Annotated in this window: 13 protein-coding genes; 3 read left to right on the top strand and 10 right to left on the bottom strand. The window is 40.7% G+C overall.

Annotation, left to right across the window (positions count from 1 at the left end; translation table 11 throughout):
• Window positions 1–56: 56 nt before the first annotated feature.
• On the top strand, window positions 57–560 hold the full coding sequence (locus OOA_RS16260; RefSeq protein ID WP_008913259.1) for a GNAT family N-acetyltransferase: 504 nt from the start codon (window positions 57–59) through the stop codon (window positions 558–560).
• 172 nt (window positions 561–732) lie between these two features.
• Here the strand turns inward: OOA_RS16260 and deoD are convergent, their stop codons facing one another.
• The 10 genes from deoD to OOA_RS16210 form a co-directional block, all read right to left on the bottom strand.
• Entirely contained in the window at window positions 733–1449 is a 717-nt protein-coding gene (gene deoD, locus OOA_RS16255; protein WP_008913258.1) for a purine-nucleoside phosphorylase, read from the bottom strand.
• Between the two features lie 162 nt (window positions 1450–1611).
• Complete coding sequence (gene deoB / locus OOA_RS16250) at window positions 1612–2835, bottom strand: phosphopentomutase (protein ID WP_008913257.1); 1224 nt, start codon at window positions 2833–2835, stop codon at window positions 1612–1614.
• 62 nt (window positions 2836–2897) lie between these two features.
• Window positions 2898–4220 (bottom strand): thymidine phosphorylase, encoded by a 1323-nt coding sequence (gene deoA, locus OOA_RS16245; RefSeq protein ID WP_008913256.1) that lies wholly within the window; start codon window positions 4218–4220, stop codon window positions 2898–2900.
• 214 nt (window positions 4221–4434) lie between these two features.
• On the bottom strand, window positions 4435–5214 hold the full coding sequence (gene deoC, locus OOA_RS16240; RefSeq protein WP_008913255.1) for a deoxyribose-phosphate aldolase: 780 nt from the start codon (window positions 5212–5214) through the stop codon (window positions 4435–4437).
• Between the two features lie 573 nt (window positions 5215–5787).
• A complete protein-coding gene (locus OOA_RS16235) occupies window positions 5788–7062 on the bottom strand; it encodes a NupC/NupG family nucleoside CNT transporter (protein ID WP_201764607.1) in 1275 nt (424 codons plus the stop codon).
• Window positions 7063–7367: 305 nt separating this feature from the next.
• Window positions 7368–8150, bottom strand: a complete 783-nt coding sequence (locus OOA_RS16230; RefSeq protein WP_008913253.1) for a metal-dependent hydrolase — start codon at window positions 8148–8150, stop codon at window positions 7368–7370.
• A complete protein-coding gene (locus OOA_RS16225) occupies window positions 8140–9297 on the bottom strand; it encodes a patatin-like phospholipase family protein (protein WP_008913252.1) in 1158 nt (385 codons plus the stop codon). The genes OOA_RS16230 and OOA_RS16225 overlap by 11 nt, the downstream gene beginning before the upstream one ends.
• A gap of 249 nt (window positions 9298–9546) precedes the next feature.
• Complete coding sequence (locus OOA_RS16220; RefSeq protein WP_008913251.1) at window positions 9547–9957, bottom strand: BON domain-containing protein; 411 nt, start codon at window positions 9955–9957, stop codon at window positions 9547–9549.
• 287 nt (window positions 9958–10244) lie between these two features.
• A complete protein-coding gene (gene prfC, locus OOA_RS16215; protein ID WP_008913250.1) occupies window positions 10245–11834 on the bottom strand; it encodes a peptide chain release factor 3 in 1590 nt (529 codons plus the stop codon).
• A gap of 229 nt (window positions 11835–12063) precedes the next feature.
• Window positions 12064–13131, bottom strand: coding sequence for a tartrate dehydrogenase (locus OOA_RS16210; protein ID WP_008913249.1), 1068 nt, complete (start codon window positions 13129–13131; stop codon window positions 12064–12066).
• Window positions 13132–13249: 118 nt separating this feature from the next.
• Here OOA_RS16210 and OOA_RS16205 point away from each other — a divergent pair, with 118 nt between their 5' ends.
• A complete protein-coding gene (locus OOA_RS16205) occupies window positions 13250–14170 on the top strand; it encodes a LysR substrate-binding domain-containing protein (RefSeq protein WP_008913248.1) in 921 nt (306 codons plus the stop codon).
• Window positions 14171–14258: 88 nt separating this feature from the next.
• Window positions 14259–17174, top strand: a complete 2916-nt coding sequence (locus tag OOA_RS16200; protein ID WP_008913247.1) for an autotransporter domain-containing protein — start codon at window positions 14259–14261, stop codon at window positions 17172–17174.
• Window positions 17175–17204 lie beyond the last annotated feature (30 nt).

The raw sequence follows: 17204 nt of genomic DNA, 5'->3' as shown, positions 1-17204 counted from the left end.
TTCCTGTTGTAGCCAATAGCCCTATGACTTGAAATATGAATAAGCTAGAGATAAATATGAGCGACGTTATTATCCGTAGGGCCACCATCAACGATATTCCTGCTGTTACTCAAATGCATACTGATTATTCAGCTTATGCAAACACACTACAGCTACCTTACCCATCAACAAAAATATGGGAAGATCGCCTTGGTAGGAATGATCCACTTGTTTCACAATTTGTTGCGACCATTGAAGATAAAGTTGTTGGTCTTCTCGTTGTTCACCAACCTAGTCAAATTCGCCGTAAACATGTCGCAAGTTTTGGTATTACGGTTAGCGAACAGTATCAAGGTAAAGGTATCGGCTCCAAACTGATGGAGGTGATGGTTGATTACTGCGATAACTGGCTCAACATTCGCCGCATTGAGCTCGAAGTTTATGCCATCAATGATAATGGGCTAGAACTTTATAAGAAGTTTGGTTTTGAGCAAGAAGGTGTGATGCGTGACTATGCATTTCGAGATGGCCAATATGTTGATGCGATTGCCATGAGTCGCATTAATAAAAAAAGCAACTAACCACTTCACAATCAAAATAATAAACATAAAAAATGCCACACAAGTTATTGCGTGGCATTTATAAACACAAAATAATTCAAGAGATATGTAAGGATAGCCGACTGGCAACTTGAAGTATGACGTGTATAGAGAAAGTGCAGACTGGTGATACCAATATGCACTTAATCGATGATTATTTGTCGCCTAACAGAACGGAATCCAGTGCGATTTCAATCATCTCGTTGAACGTATTTTGACGCTCATCAGATGTGGTTTGCTCGCCAGTTTTGATATGATCTGAAACAGTACAGATAGTTAATGCACGAGCGCCAAACTCAGCAGCCACACCATAGATACCCGCAGCTTCCATTTCAACACCCAAAATGCCGTACTTTTCCATCACTTTGAACATGTCAGGATCTGGTGAGTAGAATAAATCAGCAGAGAACAGGTTACCAACGCGTACATTAACGTTTTTCGCTTTTGCTGCTTCAACTGCATTATGCACCAAGTCATAGTCTGCAATTGCTGCAAAATCGTGATCTTTAAAACGCAGACGGTTTACTTTAGAGTCAGTACAAGCACCCATTCCGATAACGACATCACGCAGTTTCACATCGTCCATTACTGCACCGCATGAACCTACACGGATGATGACTTTGACGCCAAAATCAGTAATCAATTCTTTTGCATAGATAGAGCAAGAAGGGATACCCATACCGTGCCCCATAACAGAGATCTTACGACCTTTATAGGTACCTGTGAAACCTAACATACCGCGAACATTGTTAACTTGACGCACGTCTTCAAGGAAAGTTTCTGCAATGTATTTTGCACGCAGTGGGTCGCCAGGCATCAAAACGACGTCAGCGAAATCACCCATTTCTGCATTAATATGTGGAGTTGCCATTATTATTATTCCTTATATAACTATCATGATTTAAGTTTTAGCGTAACTACCCGATAATTGTCGTCATTTGCTCTGGGGCAGTCTACGGCAAATGACCAAATACCATGAGATGATAAAATAAATAAGGCAGTTACCTGCCTTATTTAAATTATTGCTCAGCGCTTACAGCATTGGTGTACCGTATTCCATCGGAGACAGGTCAAAATATTTCGCGACAGTCTGACCGATATCAGCAAACGTTTCACGATGACCTAAAGAACCCGGTTTTACTTTCGGTCCATAAATCAGAACAGGGATGTGCTCACGAGTATGATCAGTACCATGCCAAGTTGGATCACAACCATGGTCAGCTGTTAGGATCAGAATGTCATCTTCTCCAACTAGCTCCATCAGCTCAGGTAAACGGCGGTCAAACAGTTCTAACGCAGCTGCATAACCCGGAACATCACGACGGTGACCATAAGCAGAGTCGAAATCAACGAAGTTAGTGAAAACGATAGTTTTATCACCCGCTAGTTTCATTTGTTCAACAGTCGCATCAAATAGTGCATCAATTCCTGTTGCTTTCACTTTTTTGGTGATACCAACGTGAGCATAAATATCAGCAATTTTACCAATTGAAACAACTTCACCTTGTTTCTCGTCTACTAATTTTTTCAGCATAGTTGGTGCAGGTGGCTCAACAGCAAGGTCATGACGGTTACCAGTACGCTCAAAGTTACCTGCTTTATCACCAACAAATGGACGAGCAATAACACGACCGATGTTATAACCGCCATTAGTCAATTCTTCACGAGCGATTTCACACAGTTCATACAATTCGTCTAAACCGTAAGTTTCTTCATGACAAGCAATTTGGAATACGGAGTCAGCAGAGGTATAGAAAATCGGCTTGCCAGTTTTCATATGCTCTTCACCCAACTGGTCAAGAATAACTGTACCTGATGAGTGGCAGTTACCTAAGTACCCAGGCAGGTTAGCGCGCTTAACAATGATATCAAGTAGCTCTTGCGGGAAGCTATTTTCGTGATCAGCAAAGTATCCCCAATCAAACAATACTGGAACACCCGCGATTTCCCAGTGGCCTGAAGGAGTATCTTTACCCGAAGAAATTTCACTCGCGTAAGCATAAGCACCAATAATGTCTGAATTAGGATCCAGACCTGCAGGGAATTTACCGCAAGATTCTTCAGCCGCTTTACCTAAACCTAGTTTAGTTAAGTTAGGTAGATTCAGAGGGCCTTTACGACCAACATCAGCTTTACCACTCGCACAAGCATCTGCGATATGACCTAATGTATTTGAACCTTCATCATTAAATTTGTGTGCATCGCCTGCTGCACCAATACCAAAGGAATCTAATACCATAATAAATGTACGTTTCATAACTTCTCTCCTGCGTCATCATCCCCAATTGGGAAATGCCACTGATAAATTTGTTTTGTTGATTATTCGCTAATTTGACGATAAACCATCGGTGTAGCTTCTGGTGCTTTATCACCAATAACCATCGCTGCACGTACTTCTTTCGCTGCCTCTTCCCATGCTTTTTCGCTATTCGCATGAATAACCGCAAGTGGGACTTGATTATCAACTGAAGCACCGAGTGCCGCGATATCGCTTAAACCAACGCTATAATCAATATCATCGCTCGCTTTGCGACGTCCACCACCTAAAGTGACGACAGACATACCCAGCGCGCGGGTATCCATTGCTGTGATAATACCGGATTTTTCAGCGTAAACTGCTTTGCTCAATACGGCGGTTGGTAAGTATTTGCTGTAATTTTCAACAAAATCGCTTGGGCCTTTTTGAGCCGCAACCATACGACCAAAGATCTCTGCCGCTTTACCATTATCGAGTACAGCTTGTAATTTTTGACGAGCTTCGTCTCTATTCGCTGCTAATGTGCCTGAAACTAACATTTCAACGCACAGTGCCATCGTAACTTCATATAAACGCGGATTACGATACTCACCCGTTAAGAACTGGACTGCTTCACGAACTTCAACAGCATTACCTGCGCTCGAAGCCAGTACTTCATTCATATCAGTCAATAATGCCGTTGTTTTACAACCCGCACCATTTGCGACTTTGACAATAGACTCAGCCAACTGCTCTGATTTTTCATAGGTTGGCATAAACGCACCAGAACCCACTTTGACGTCCATCACCAATGCATCAAGACCTTCGGCTAATTTTTTGCCTAGGATGGAAGCGGTAATCAATGGAATAGAGTCAACCGTTGCAGTGATATCACGTGTCGCGTAAAAACGTTTGTCAGCAGGTGCTAATGAGTTAGTTTGACCGATAATCGCCACCCCAACATTGCTGATGATGTCACGAAAACGCTCATCATTAGGGAAAATATCAAAACCTGGAATAGCTTCTAGCTTATCCAGTGTCCCCCCCGTATGGCCCAAACCACGACCTGAAATCATTGGGACATAACCACCACATGCTGCCACCATTGGGCCTAACATTAATGAAGTTACATCACCTACCCCACCTGTTGAATGCTTATCAACCAGTGGACCATTCAGATTTAACGACTTCCAATTTAATACCGTACCTGAATCACGCATAGCAAGTGTTAATGCAACTCGCTCAGGCATCGTCATATCATTAAAATAGATAGTCATCGCTAAAGCAGCTATCTGACCTTCAGAAACTGAATTATCACGCACACCATTAATAAAGAAACGGATCTCTTCTTCACTTAGTGGTTTACCATCACGTTTTTTACGAATAATTTCTTGTGCCAGAAACACGGTATGCTCCTTAATTCAAATAGAATTTATTAGGTTCTGTGGCCTATTGAGCTTATTTTGCAGCTAGTTGCTTTATATCAGTTATCAAACAGCCCCTAAATAATTCGAGTAGCATGTCGGCTAATGGCATTAATATCCCGAGGAACATAGTCAGTATCTCACTCGGATTATCAATCTCGCCCACATGCTCGACAAACAACAATTAGGTCAATAATTAATAGCTGCTGCTTGATTTTTTGGTATCAAAACCAAGTGTATTTAATAGACTAGCCAGTAGGCTTGATGCACCAAAACGGAAGTGGCGAGCATCAGCCCAATCATCACCTAAAATTCTACCTGCTAATGCTAAGTATTGAGCCGCATCTTCCGCAGTACGAACACCACCAGCAGGTTTAAAACCAACTGTTTTTGCAACACCCATATCATGGATAACTTGCATCATGATTTCAGCACTTTCCAATGTCGCATTGACTGGCACTTTACCTGTTGAGGTTTTGATAAAATCTGCGCCTGCTTTAATAGAAATTTCTGAAGCTTTACGAATAAGATCAGCATCTTTCAGCTCACCTGTTTCAATAATAACTTTCAATAACACATTAGCAGCAGCACAAGCATCTTTACACGCTTTCACTAAGTCAAAACCAATTTGCTCATTGCCTGCAATTAATGCACGGTATGGGAAAACCACATCGACTTCATCCGCACCATAAGCAATAGCTGCACGAGTTTCAGCAAGTGCAATCTCAATGTCATCATTACCATGAGGGAAATTAGTCACTGTAGCGATACGTACTTCTGGTGTACCTTGTTCACGCAGTGCTTTGCGAGCAACAGGTATAAAACGTGGATAGATACAGATAGCAGCAGTTTGACCCGCTGGGCTTTTTGCTTGATGGCATAATGCGATCACTTTTTCATCAGTGTCATCATCATTCAGGGTGGTTAAATCCATCAGGCTCAGTGCGCGTTGCGCAGCTGCAGTTAAATCAGTCATAAAACTCTCCAACGTTGTGAATTCTGTCAGAACAACACGTTCTTTGTTGGCGAGCGGGCTTGGTTCCTTAAAGATGCTACCCAAAAAATCCGAGTGTAGCAGCTGAATTCCTTTTCACCGCACAATGCCCTAGAGTGTCTCCACTCTGAGAACTAGCAGTCCATAGCAGCTAACTTAAACCTATTTGACCATGTAATAGAGGTATTTTATGTGCTTAAAATCACATTAATTACCTTACTGTTACATTGTTAAATGTAAAATTGTGAATCTCATCAACATTATACACCAAATAATCGGTGTTGCATGTAAACGACCTGCATAGTTATATCTACGGAAAAACCTAAAATTACGATAACACTGCCATTTAACTCACTGAACGCCATTCAATATTTTCGATACTCGCTATACCGATTGAAATATGAAGGATATGTGACCTTTATTCATTGAGTTACCGTATCAATACACTTGATTAAGCGTAGTTTAAAATTAGAGGAATAATATAAAAAGTAACAAGAATATAAATAAAAATAATAAAAACGGAAGGGCAAATGCCCTTCCGCCTAAATCAGGGAATTATATTAATGCGAGAGTTAAGAACAGACCCGCAATTGTTGCACTCATCAAGTTAGAGAGGGTACCCGCAAGTACTGCTTTCATACCAAGGCGAGCAACATCACTACGACGATTAGGTGCCATACCACCTAATCCACCGATTAAGATAGCAACTGAAGATAGGTTAGCGAATCCACATAGTGCGAATGAAATAATTGCTTTGGAATTATCAGAAAGGACTTGTTTACCTGCTGCAATGACATCCGCATCCGCCTTCATATATTCACCGAAGTTCATAAAGGCAACAAATTCGTTAACAACAATTTTTTGACCAATGAAAGAACCTGCTATGGTTGCTTCATTCCATGGTACACCAATCAGATAAGCGATTGGAGCAAACAACCAACCAAGAATTAATTCGAGAGAAAGTTCCGGGTAGTCAAACCAACCACCAACACCACCTAAAATACCGTTAATCAATGCAATTAGTGCGATAAATGCCAATAGCATTGCACCGACGTTTAAGGCTAATTGCATACCAGAAGCTGCGCCTGATGCCGCTGCATCAATGATATTAGCTGGACGCTCATCTTCTGCAACTAACTCTTCAGCATTCGTTCTATCTCGGTAATCTTCCGTTTCAGGAACCAATAATTTAGCGAACAATAGACCACCCGGAGCCGCCATAAATGATGCCGCAATCAGGTATTCCATTGGTACGCCCATCTGAGCATAACCCGCCAAAACAGAACCCGCGACAGAGGCTAAACCACCGCTCATTACCGCAAACAATTCAGAATTTGTCATCGTTGCAATATAGGGGCGGACCACTAAAGGTGCTTCAGTTTGACCAACGAAGATATTCGCCGTTGCAGATAATGACTCAGTTCTTGAGGTACCTAATACTTTTTGCAGACCACCACCTAGCACTTTGATGACAAGTTGCATAACGCCGAGGTAATACAATACCGCAATTAAAGAAGAGAAAAACACGATGATAGGTAGAACACGTAAGGCGAAAACAAAGCCACCGCCGCCAAACAGTTCAAACATTTTGTCAGAAACAAGGCCACCAAAGATGAAACTCATTCCGTCTTGGCCATAGCCAATGACTTTAGAGACCGCATTAGACATTCCCTCTAAGACGCTGCGTCCAGCAGGTACGTAGAGAACAAGAGCGCCAATTGCGAGTTGAATGATAAAAGCTCCGCCAACAGTGCGGAGTTTAATCGCTCGACGATTACTGGAAAACAGCACGGCAATACCAATTAGCACTGCCATCCCGACCAGACTCATAATGAGTTGCATGGAAGTATCCCTGTTCACTTAATTCTAGATTGATGTAAAAGGAAACGCATTGGTTCCCTTGATTCTTTGTGCGCTGATTATACCTAGTCCCTTTCAATAACTGGCAATCTTCCTCACAAATACGCAGTATAAAAAGTAACAAAAATCTCTTTATTGTGATCAATATCACGCTTTATTGTTGATTTAAGATAAAACTTACTAATAGCTGTCATTAATAGATTAAAGGCTGAAAGGATTTAGTCTGATAAATAGGATTTAATCTCATTATCATTAAGGACAATAGCTAATAGATTTTATTTATGCAGATTAAATAATGATAGGCTATTGATATAAAGTTGTTGTGCGATTTCTTCTGGTTTTTCGTGACGGATTTCACATAAGGATTTAAAAATCAATTTAATACGCTCAGGGCGATTAGGTTCACCTTGAAAGGCAGAGACTGGCATATCTGGAGCATCAGTTTCAAAAATCAGGGAAGTAAGTGGCAATTGGGATATAGCTTGTCGTGTTTTGTTCGCACGCTCATAAGTGATTGTCCCGCCAATACCAATAGAATACCCAAGTTTAATAAATGATTGTGCTTGTGAAAGACTCCCCGCAAAGCCATGAACAACACCACAAGCAGGTACTGGATGACGACGCAATAATGCAGCCAACTGGTCGTGGCTTTTACGTGAATGTAAAATAACCGGTAAATCAAATTGTTTGGCCAATTTTAACTGAGCGATGAGTACGCGTTGCTGTAATTCAAACAAAGGATTCTGCATGTAGAGATCAAGGCCAATCTCACCAACCGCGATACACTTCTGGCTTTGTACGTTGAAATAATCAAATAATTTATCAAATTGATTATCTTGGAATGCATTTAAATATAAGGGATGAAAACCAATAGCTGCATGTAACTGCGGATACTGGTGAGCTAATTGCCATACTCGTTCGAAGTTATTCAGATAAACTGCAGGAATAATGATATCAGTGACACCCGCAGCTTGAGCAGATACGAGACTTTCCTTTATTGAATCAATAAAAGGCGGAAAATCAAAGTGGCAGTGAGTATCTATAAACCTATTGAGCATTTTTATTATCAGCCTGTGGAGATGATTCCTCGTTTGCAGCCGTGATCACACCTGTCATTAATGCCTGTGCGGCATCTGTCGCTTTTTTAGCTTTATTTTGAGCAACTAATTCGACATCATGCTTAGCATCAAATATTGCTTCAGCATAATCCTCTTCAATCTGAATTTCTTGCTCTGCATCCTCTTGAATTTTGAACCGATTTAAAGACTCATCACTCATCGCAAAGCTATGACCTAGAGCCGCAATAAAGTAACGGCCACAACGACGCCCGGTATGATAGTCATGATTTAGCGCCGAAAGCCGGCTTCCTAAAGCACTACTTTTGAGTGGTGCTGGAGGGTAAATTTCAAAAATTTGTAAGTCCCCAGGCGGATTTTCAATAAACTGTTGTGTTCTACGATAACTTTTTAGATGCACTTTAAGCATCGCTGCCATTCGCTGTAAACCATACTTTTCACCTTCTAACAAACGCGTCATTCTCTTCACCCATTCAGGCGTAAAATACATTTGAGAAGGTACCGTGCGGATCACCACAATAGTATCAGCACCACGATGATATGCCTCTTCAACCGGAATCGCAGCACTTATGCCACCATCATGATATACAGTACCAGCAAGATCGACACCATTGCGATAGAACCCAGGGATCGCACTGGATGCTCTAATAATATCTAGCCATGTATCGGCATCAGGTTGCAAAAATTCTGCTTCAAAATCATCGCTTCGGCTTGCTCCCATATAAAATTCACGACCCGCATTTATCAGCTCAAGCCCTGAGGCAATCTGTAATGGAAATTCTTTCGAGGTGCTTTCTATTAGCCAATCTAAATCGATAAGATGGCCCCCACGAATGAAGCGTAACGGATTGAAAAATAGTGGGCTAGTTGTATAACGGGTGATGACACGCCTTGCATATCCATGTTGACCACAAATATAGGCAGAGAGATTTTGTGCACCCGCAGAGGTTCCAATCATGATATCAAAAGGATTAAAGCCAGTTTTTAGAAATTCATCTAACACACCTGCTGTAAAAATCCCACGCTGGCCTCCGCCTTCGCAAATAAGTGCCGTTTTTCCTTGATTAATTTCATCAAAAAAAGCTAAAGGCTCAATACTGCCGAGTGTGATTGATACATGCTTTCCCATATGTGTCCTCTGATAATCTTCTATTTATGCTGATTATGAGTTCAATTTTGAATTATTATAGGACCATTCTATTAAAAATGTCCTGTTCATTTGCTCAAAAAACCAACTAAAAAGACCTCAACCTCTAATTAATAACGCAAAAACTGAACCTCATTCTGAGGCTCAGTTTTTGACTAAAAAACACATGGTTTTAACGAGTTAATGAGCTCAATATGCAATCACTCTAATTATTGAGCTTGGCCGCAAGAGTTAATTCGCTACCACTAAACCGTTTTGTACTGATTTCACACCATTGACTGCTGACACGACTTGTACAACTGTATCAATTTGGCTATCAGATTTCACAAAACCAGAAAGATAAACAACCCCTTTAACTGTTTTTACCGAGATAGAGTTGCTATCTATGCCGCTGGCTGCCAGCAATTTACTTTTAACTTGTGCAGTGATAGATGAATCATCTACATAGTTATCAGTGCTTTTAACACCACTTGAGATTGCTTCGCTAGTATCTTTACCTGCAATATCGACAGTTTTTGCTGCGCTATCCCAAGTCTGGGAAGCTTGCTCTTTCAAGGGTGAGTTTGCTGATGAGCTACAAGCAAATAAAGTACCACTCAACCCAATAACAATTAAAGAACGTAAAATCGCTATATTTTTCATCAGGACCTTCCTTCTGCTGTCGTTTTAAGTTCGGAATAAGGGCTGCGTTACTATTTGCAACTGAGCAATCAATCGATGAAACAGCTCTTATCTTTCAATTGATAACTATAGACTATGAAAAAAACACAATTAAATAAAGTACTAAAGACCAAAAGACAGAGTATTCTGCAATCTTTAGACAAAAAAAGAGGAGAGTATTCGAAAATGGATTATATCTCTAGGAAGACTCACTATCAAAAAATAATTTTTCAATAGTGAGTCCGGTAATCAGTCTAAACTAGTTGAAATTAATGTTCACGCGTTTTACGGAATTTTACATCTGGGTAGCGTTCGCTAGTTAAATTGAGGTTAACCATCGTAGGTGCGATATAAGAAAGATTATCTCCACCATCAAGCGCCAAATTCTGTTCATTCTTGCGTTTAAATTCTTCGAATTTCTTCACATCATCACATTCAACCCAACGTGCAGTTGATACGTTGATAGCTTCGTAAATCGCTTCAACGTTATATTCGCTCTTCAAACGAGCAACAACCACATCAAACTGAAGTACCCCTACTGCACCAACGATTAAATCATTGTTCATTAGTGGACGGAATACCTGTACAGCTCCCTCTTCTGACAATTGTACCAGCCCTTTAAGTAGCTGTTTTTGTTTCAGAGGATCACGTAGACGAATACGACGGAACAATTCAGGTGCGAAGTTAGGAATACCAGTAAACTTCAGATCTTCACCTTGAGTAAAGGTATCGCCGATTTGAATAGTGCCGTGGTTATGCAAGCCGATGATATCACCTGCGTAAGCGTGCTCAACGTGCGAACGGTCACCCGCCATAAAAGTTAGAGCATCTGAGATCACAACATCTTTTTTAGTACGTACTTGGCGTAATTTCATGCCTTTTTCAAACGTGCCAGATACGATACGCATGAATGCAACACGGTCACGGTGTTTTGGATCCATATTGGCCTGAATTTTAAATACGAAGCCTGAGAATTTCTCTTCGGTGGCTTCAACTTCACGCACATCCGTTTTACGTGCTTGAGGCGCAGGTGCCCACTGCACTAATCCATCAAGCATATGGTCAACACCAAAGTTGCCCAATGCAGTACCAAAGAAGACTGGCGTTAACTCACCCTCTAAGAAAGCATCGTGATCAAACTCGTGAGAAGCACCTTTTACTAGCTCTAATTCTTCACGTAATTGAGATGCTAATTCATCACCAATCGCTTTATCTAATTCGGGGTTATCTAACCCTTTAATAGTCCGAACTTCTTGGATGGTATGGCCTTGCCCTGTTTGATATAAAATAGTTTCATCACGCAGTAAATGATAAACGCCTTTAAATAATTTACCGCACCCGATAGGCCATGTAATCGGGCAACAAGCGATTTTAAGTTCGTTTTCGACCTCATCCATTACTTCCATCGGATCACGAATATCACGGTCAAGCTTGTTCATGAAGGTTAGAATTGGCGTATCACGCAGACGAGTAACTTCCATCAGTTTGCGCGTTCTATCCTCGACCCCTTTACTTGAGTCAATAACCATTAAGCAGCAGTCAACTGCTGTCAATGTGCGGTAGGTATCTTCAGAAAAGTCTTCGTGTCCTGGAGTATCGAGTAAGTTAACCAGACAATCATGATAAGGGAATTGCATCACCGACGTCGTAATCGAGATACCACGTTGCTTTTCCATCTCCATCCAGTCTGATTTGGCGTGTTGGTTTGATCCACGACCTTTTACTGTTCCTGCACGTTGAATTGCGTGTCCAAATAGTAAAACTTTTTCAGTAATGGTGGTTTTACCGGCGTCAGGGTGAGAGATAATTGCAAATGTCCTGCGCGCGTTGACTTCATGTAGAAAATTCTGATCTGCCATTTAACTGTTCTTTTTCATCTGAATACAGATTTGTACATGCATTAGGAGAGGCAAAATGTGGCTCTTAGCTCAGCAAATCCGTCTTGTTAATCGTAATTGACGGCCATTTTCGCAGATCTTGGTGTTATAAACAATCAATGCATCACATCATCAGCCCAAGTAACACGAAAATCGTTCTTAGGCTGATTGACGTTATTTTAACTTTTATTCGCTCAATGACATTCACAAGCTAGTTAGACAAAATAACATCCGTAATGGCTTGTCCTAACTCTTGTGTACTCGCCGATCCCCCCATATCACGCGTTAAGTGCTGACGCTCTTTAATAACAGATTCGACTGCCTGCATGATAGTGTCATGTATTTGAGGGCAGCCAAGATGTTGCATCATCATTGCTGCCGCCCAAATAGTCCCTATTGGATTGGCAATATTTTGCCCAGCAATATCAGGAGCAGAACCATGAACAGGCTCGAACATCGATGGGAATTGTTTTTCTGGATTGATGTTTGCCGAAGGTGCTATGGCGATTGTTCCCGTACAAGCAGGCCCTAAATCAGATAAAATATCACCAAATAAATTTGAACCGACAATAACATCATAAAACTCTGGCATTCTCACCAAGTTGGCAGCGAAAATATCAATGTGAAATTGGTCAACTTTCACATCAGGATAGTGCTCCGACATCGCAGCAAAACGGTTATCCCAATAAGGCATTGAGTGAAAAAGGCCATTTGATTTAGTTGCTGAACTTAAATGCTTTTTGTCACGCGATTGGGCAAGTTCAAATGCATATTTTAAAATGCGATCAGTTCCTTTACGCGTAAAAATACTCTGCTGTAAAACCACTTCATCTTCAGTACCTTCATACTGAATGCCGCCGACTGCTGAATATTCGCCTTCGACGTTTTCACGCACCACATAGAAATCAATATCACCGGGTTTTTTATCCGCTAAAGGAGATTTGATTCCATCAAATAAGCGAACTGGGCGCAAATTAACATATTGGTTAAATGCACGACGAATAGGTAATAGTAACCCCCACAATGAAATATGATCCGGTACTCCAGGGAAACCGACTGCTCCGAGAAAAATTGCATCAAACTTTTTTAATTGCTCTAAACCATCTTCTGGCATCATTCGACCAGTGCGGTGATAGGTTTCACAGGACCAATCAAAGCGAGTAAAGTTGAGCTTAATTTGGTGCTGATTTGCCGCTGCCTCTAAAACTTTTAATCCTTCAGGGATGACTTCTGTTCCAATACCATCGCCCGGAATAACGGCAATATTAAACTGTGACATGTCACGAACCTCTCAAAATAGTGATATTAAGTGGGATAAATGAGTGAGTAATACCGCCAGTTTATGGGTTGCTATGATAAAGTATAGCCACGAAGTGTAATGTCTAAGTTTACAGGCCATGAACAAGTTACCCGCATTAGAAGATATAAGAGTATTTGTAACTGTTGCCCGCTTGATGAGTTTCTCGCGAGCTGCTGAGCAACTTCTCGTTTCGCCTGCCTACGTTTCAAAACGCATTAAATTATTAGAAGAAAATCTTGGACAGACGCTATTTTTTCGCACTGCTCGCACCATTAATTTGACTACTGAGGGGCGTATTGTTCTAAAAAGTAGTGAGCTGCTATTACAAGAAATAGACAATATGCACAATCAACTGGAAGCGTGTCGAGAAGAGATCCGCGGTGAACTAAGAGTCAGTTGTAGCACGGGTTTTGGGAGCGCCTATCTCAACCCTTTTATCCTCACATTACGCGCTGATCACCCACTTCTAGGTATTGATCTCACGCTCACTGATCGCGCTATTGATATCATCAATGAAAATATAGATTTGGACATTTATATTGGTGGTGCAATTCCTGATCATTATATTGCGAGACGGATCGCTGAAAATAAACGGATCCTCTGTGCATCCCCGTCTTATTTAGCGCAACATGGCTGGCCTGAACATCTTCAGCAACTTGAAAAACAACATTTTTGCATCACGATTAAAGAGCGTAATCAAGCCTCGGCGCAGTGGAAATTAGAACAACAAGCAGAAAGTATGACGATTATTCCCAACAGTAAATTGATGGTCAATAATGGTGATGTGGCTAAGCAGTGGTGTATCAGTGGTGAAGGAATATTGTTGCGATCACTATGGAGTGTATTACCCGAATTGAAAACGGGAAAATTAAAACAGATTCTTCCACAATGGTACCAAACTGCCGATGTGTATGCGGTATATTCACGAAGTACAAGAAGCAATGCAAACTTACGCGTTTTTATTGAAAATCTTGAGCAATATTTAGCGCAATACCTATCACATCAATTTCAGAATTAATAATCAGCATTTAGCGAGCTGATCGTCATCATAGTTTCATATTACGCCTTTATTTTAGCCCCTTCTAAAAATGAAGGGATGGCATTACATGAAAATTAATTTTCTTAAATTAAGTATAATAACAATTCTCTACGGCAGCATTTCTCTGGCATTCGCAGATACAGACACAACCCAAGATCGCATATTAGAGCAACGAAATAATTGGTTTGACCATTTAAAAAGCAAGGTTATCACTCGTATCCCTGAAAAAAGCTCAAAAACTGCCGAGTGGGATAGACAAGTCACTAATAACTATAAAAACATATCAAAAGAACGCTATGACTTAGCAGTTGCCGACAAATCACAATCTGACGATTATGTATATGATAGTTTCGCCGATATCATCCTTAATGAACAGGCAAAAAATATTGATGTTCGCGACGATGCATCGTTTATTAAATTACAAGCACTGTATAAACAAGCTACCTACGCTTATGATACAAATACTCGCAAAACTCGCTCATTCGATTTTATCCTCAAAGATCACTTTGGCCGAGGAAGGCCTTATCAAGTCCTAGATAAAAACGGTAATTATATTGAAAATTATACCGATATAGTTGGTTCATCATTCCCAAGTGGACATACTTGGAATGGCTATAGACAAGCCGTAACATTATCAATTCTTTTTCCTGAACGTGGCGGTGATATTTTTTCCAGAGCTATTGAGTATGGTGAAAGTCGCGTCATTGTCGATGCTCATTTTGCCACTGACACAATAGCTTCAAGGATAGGTAATTATTTCACTTTAGCTCAATTACTCTCTGATGATCAAATAACAGAAACTTTTGTCGAACTTGCTAAAGAGACAAGAAACAATATCGCCACTGTTTGCCAAATTGATGTACGCAGTTGTGTCCAAAAAAATAAAGACGCAAAAGAGTTCGATAATACTGTCGGTTACTATGACAAAAAAGAAGCCACTGAAGCGCCATTAATAAAACCCAATGAAATGCCTGATACTGCTGGATATTTATTACGTTTGCGTTTTCCTTATCTCAATAATGAACAGTGGTTAAGTATTATCGCAAGCACTGTATATCCAACAAACTCGCTAGCCGGTTGGGATATTAAAGAGGGGAATTCAGATTCTTATTGGGGCGTTGTTAATCTACCAAAAGCCTATGATGGTCCATCCTATTTTTATGACTCTTTTGTCGTTAACCAAGATCCAACTAACAACCAATATGATATTGCTAATTTTTCCTCATGGGATGAGTGGAAGAATGATATTAATGGCCCCGGTAAGCTAATTAAAAACGGGGATGGCACATTAAAATTGACGGGTAATGGTCAGTTTGGCGGAATTGTTCTCAATCAAGGGGCTTTAATTCTTGCGGGCAATAATCAATACACTGATGTATCCAATGTTAATGGTGGTGCGTTAGTCATTTCTGGTTCGTTGAATTCGGCCTTAAATGTTAATCAAGGTATGCTTGACTTAGTCGATGGTTCAGTCAATTCCGCGGTGACAATTAATGACCAAGGGCTTCTTTCAGGCGAAGGGACTATACAGAAACTAACCTTAAATAAAGGTAGTACCATTTCGCCAGGGCACTCAATTGGAACGCTTAATATTGTGGATGAATTAGTATTTTCAAAAGGTGGAAACTACCTTGTTGAAGTTTCCACTGATGGGCTTACTGATAAAATCGAAAATAAAGGCATCACAATACTGAATGGGGGCACAGTAAAAGTTTCACTTGAAAACAATCAAAACCTTCTTTCTCTAACTGATGTTCATAGCTTAATTGGCTCTAAATATCAGATATTAACCTCAGATAAAGGCATCTCAGGGCAATTTGATAACGCAGAACCAAACTATTTATTCTTAGGGACCTATCTGACGCACAGCCCTACAGATATCACCCTTAATGTTGGTCGTAATAAAACAGCCTTTGCAAGTCAAGGACTCACGTTTAATGAACGAGAGGTTGCAAATGCAGCGGATAGCTTAGCGAATGGTAATCCGGTCTTTGAAAGTATTTTAAAAAGCCAAACTGGAGATGATGCAAGAGCTGCATTCCAAGGGCTTTCAGGTCAGATCTATGCAGATACTGCATCACAACAAATTAATGCTAGCCGACAACTCAGAGAGTCTTTAACCTCACGCATTCGCTCTCAAGAAAGTTATCAACTTAACCACAGCGGAAGTTGGGCTAAATTACTGGGAAATTGGTCACGTGCATCTCATGATGGTAATGCCACAAGTTTTGATGCTTCCACCTACGGCGTGATAGTAGGTCTTGATAAAATATTGAATGAAAATAACCTTAAACTCGGCGTAGCGACTGGCTACACACGAACGTCACTCTCTGGAAATAACGCGCATGCTGATAGCGATAATTATCATGTTGCTCTTTATGGTGGTCAACAGATAGGCGATCTTTCACTGCGTGGTGGCTTAGGACGAACTTGGCATCGAAATGAAATATCAAGAACTACCCACTATTTAGCCCAGAGGGATAAGAACAACGCTAAATATAACTCATCGACAAGCCAAGCATTTATTGAAGCTGGTTATACCATAAATACGCAAGTGATGGATTTAGAGCCTTTCGCTAACGTTAGCTATGTAAGCACCAACAATGATAGCTTTACAGAAAAAGGTGGAGCAGCTTCCTTACAAGGTAAAAAACAGCATATTAATTCATCATCATCCACCATGGGTTTACGTGCAGACCGCAAATTTTCATTAACTGAAACAAACTCCGTTAAATTAAGCGGTGAGCTAGGTTGGACACATCAATATAATGACCCTGAGCGAGAAGCAAAACTACGTTTCAACAGTGGTGGCAATGAGTTTATGGCTCGCAGTATCACTGCGTCACGAGATGGAGCAACCATTAAAGTTAACTCAAGTTTTGAAATAAATGGTAATACACAAATTTCAGTTGGTTACGACGGCGTACTCTCTGAAAACTACAAAGATAATATGGTGAATGCACAAATTAAGCTGACTTTTTAAGTTAATCCGCTATTCCCAGAACAAGTCAAG

It is taken from the genome of Providencia burhodogranariea DSM 19968, assembly GCF_000314855.2.
GTDB lineage: Bacteria > Pseudomonadota > Gammaproteobacteria > Enterobacterales > Enterobacteriaceae > Providencia > Providencia burhodogranariea.
Note: the sequence above shows the minus strand (reverse complement) of the source record. Positions and strands in the feature narration are given on the sequence as shown.

Excerpts from the sequence above, each read along its gene's own strand:
- OOA_RS16210 (WP_008913249.1), bottom strand. The coding sequence starts at position 13,131 with ATGTCACAGTTTAATATTGCCGTTATTCCGGGCGATGGTATTGGAACA.
- deoC (WP_008913255.1), bottom strand. The coding sequence starts at position 5,214 with ATGACTGATTTAACTGCAGCTGCGCAACGCGCACTGAGCCTGATGGAT.
- OOA_RS16260 (WP_008913259.1), top strand. The coding sequence starts at position 57 with ATGAGCGACGTTATTATCCGTAGGGCCACCATCAACGATATTCCTGCT.
- deoD (WP_008913258.1), bottom strand. The coding sequence starts at position 1,449 with ATGGCAACTCCACATATTAATGCAGAAATGGGTGATTTCGCTGACGTC.
- OOA_RS16220 (WP_008913251.1), bottom strand. The coding sequence starts at position 9,957 with ATGAAAAATATAGCGATTTTACGTTCTTTAATTGTTATTGGGTTGAGT.
- OOA_RS16225 (WP_008913252.1), bottom strand. The coding sequence starts at position 9,297 with ATGGGAAAGCATGTATCAATCACACTCGGCAGTATTGAGCCTTTAGCT.
- prfC (WP_008913250.1), bottom strand. The coding sequence starts at position 11,834 with ATGGCAGATCAGAATTTTCTACATGAAGTCAACGCGCGCAGGACATTT.
- OOA_RS16205 (WP_008913248.1), top strand. The coding sequence starts at position 13,250 with ATGAACAAGTTACCCGCATTAGAAGATATAAGAGTATTTGTAACTGTT.
- OOA_RS16230 (WP_008913253.1), bottom strand. The coding sequence starts at position 8,150 with ATGCTCAATAGGTTTATAGATACTCACTGCCACTTTGATTTTCCGCCT.
- deoB (WP_008913257.1), bottom strand. The coding sequence starts at position 2,835 with ATGAAACGTACATTTATTATGGTATTAGATTCCTTTGGTATTGGTGCA.
- OOA_RS16235 (WP_201764607.1), bottom strand. The coding sequence starts at position 7,062 with ATGAGTCTGGTCGGGATGGCAGTGCTAATTGGTATTGCCGTGCTGTTT.
- OOA_RS16200 (WP_008913247.1), top strand. The coding sequence starts at position 14,259 with ATGAAAATTAATTTTCTTAAATTAAGTATAATAACAATTCTCTACGGC.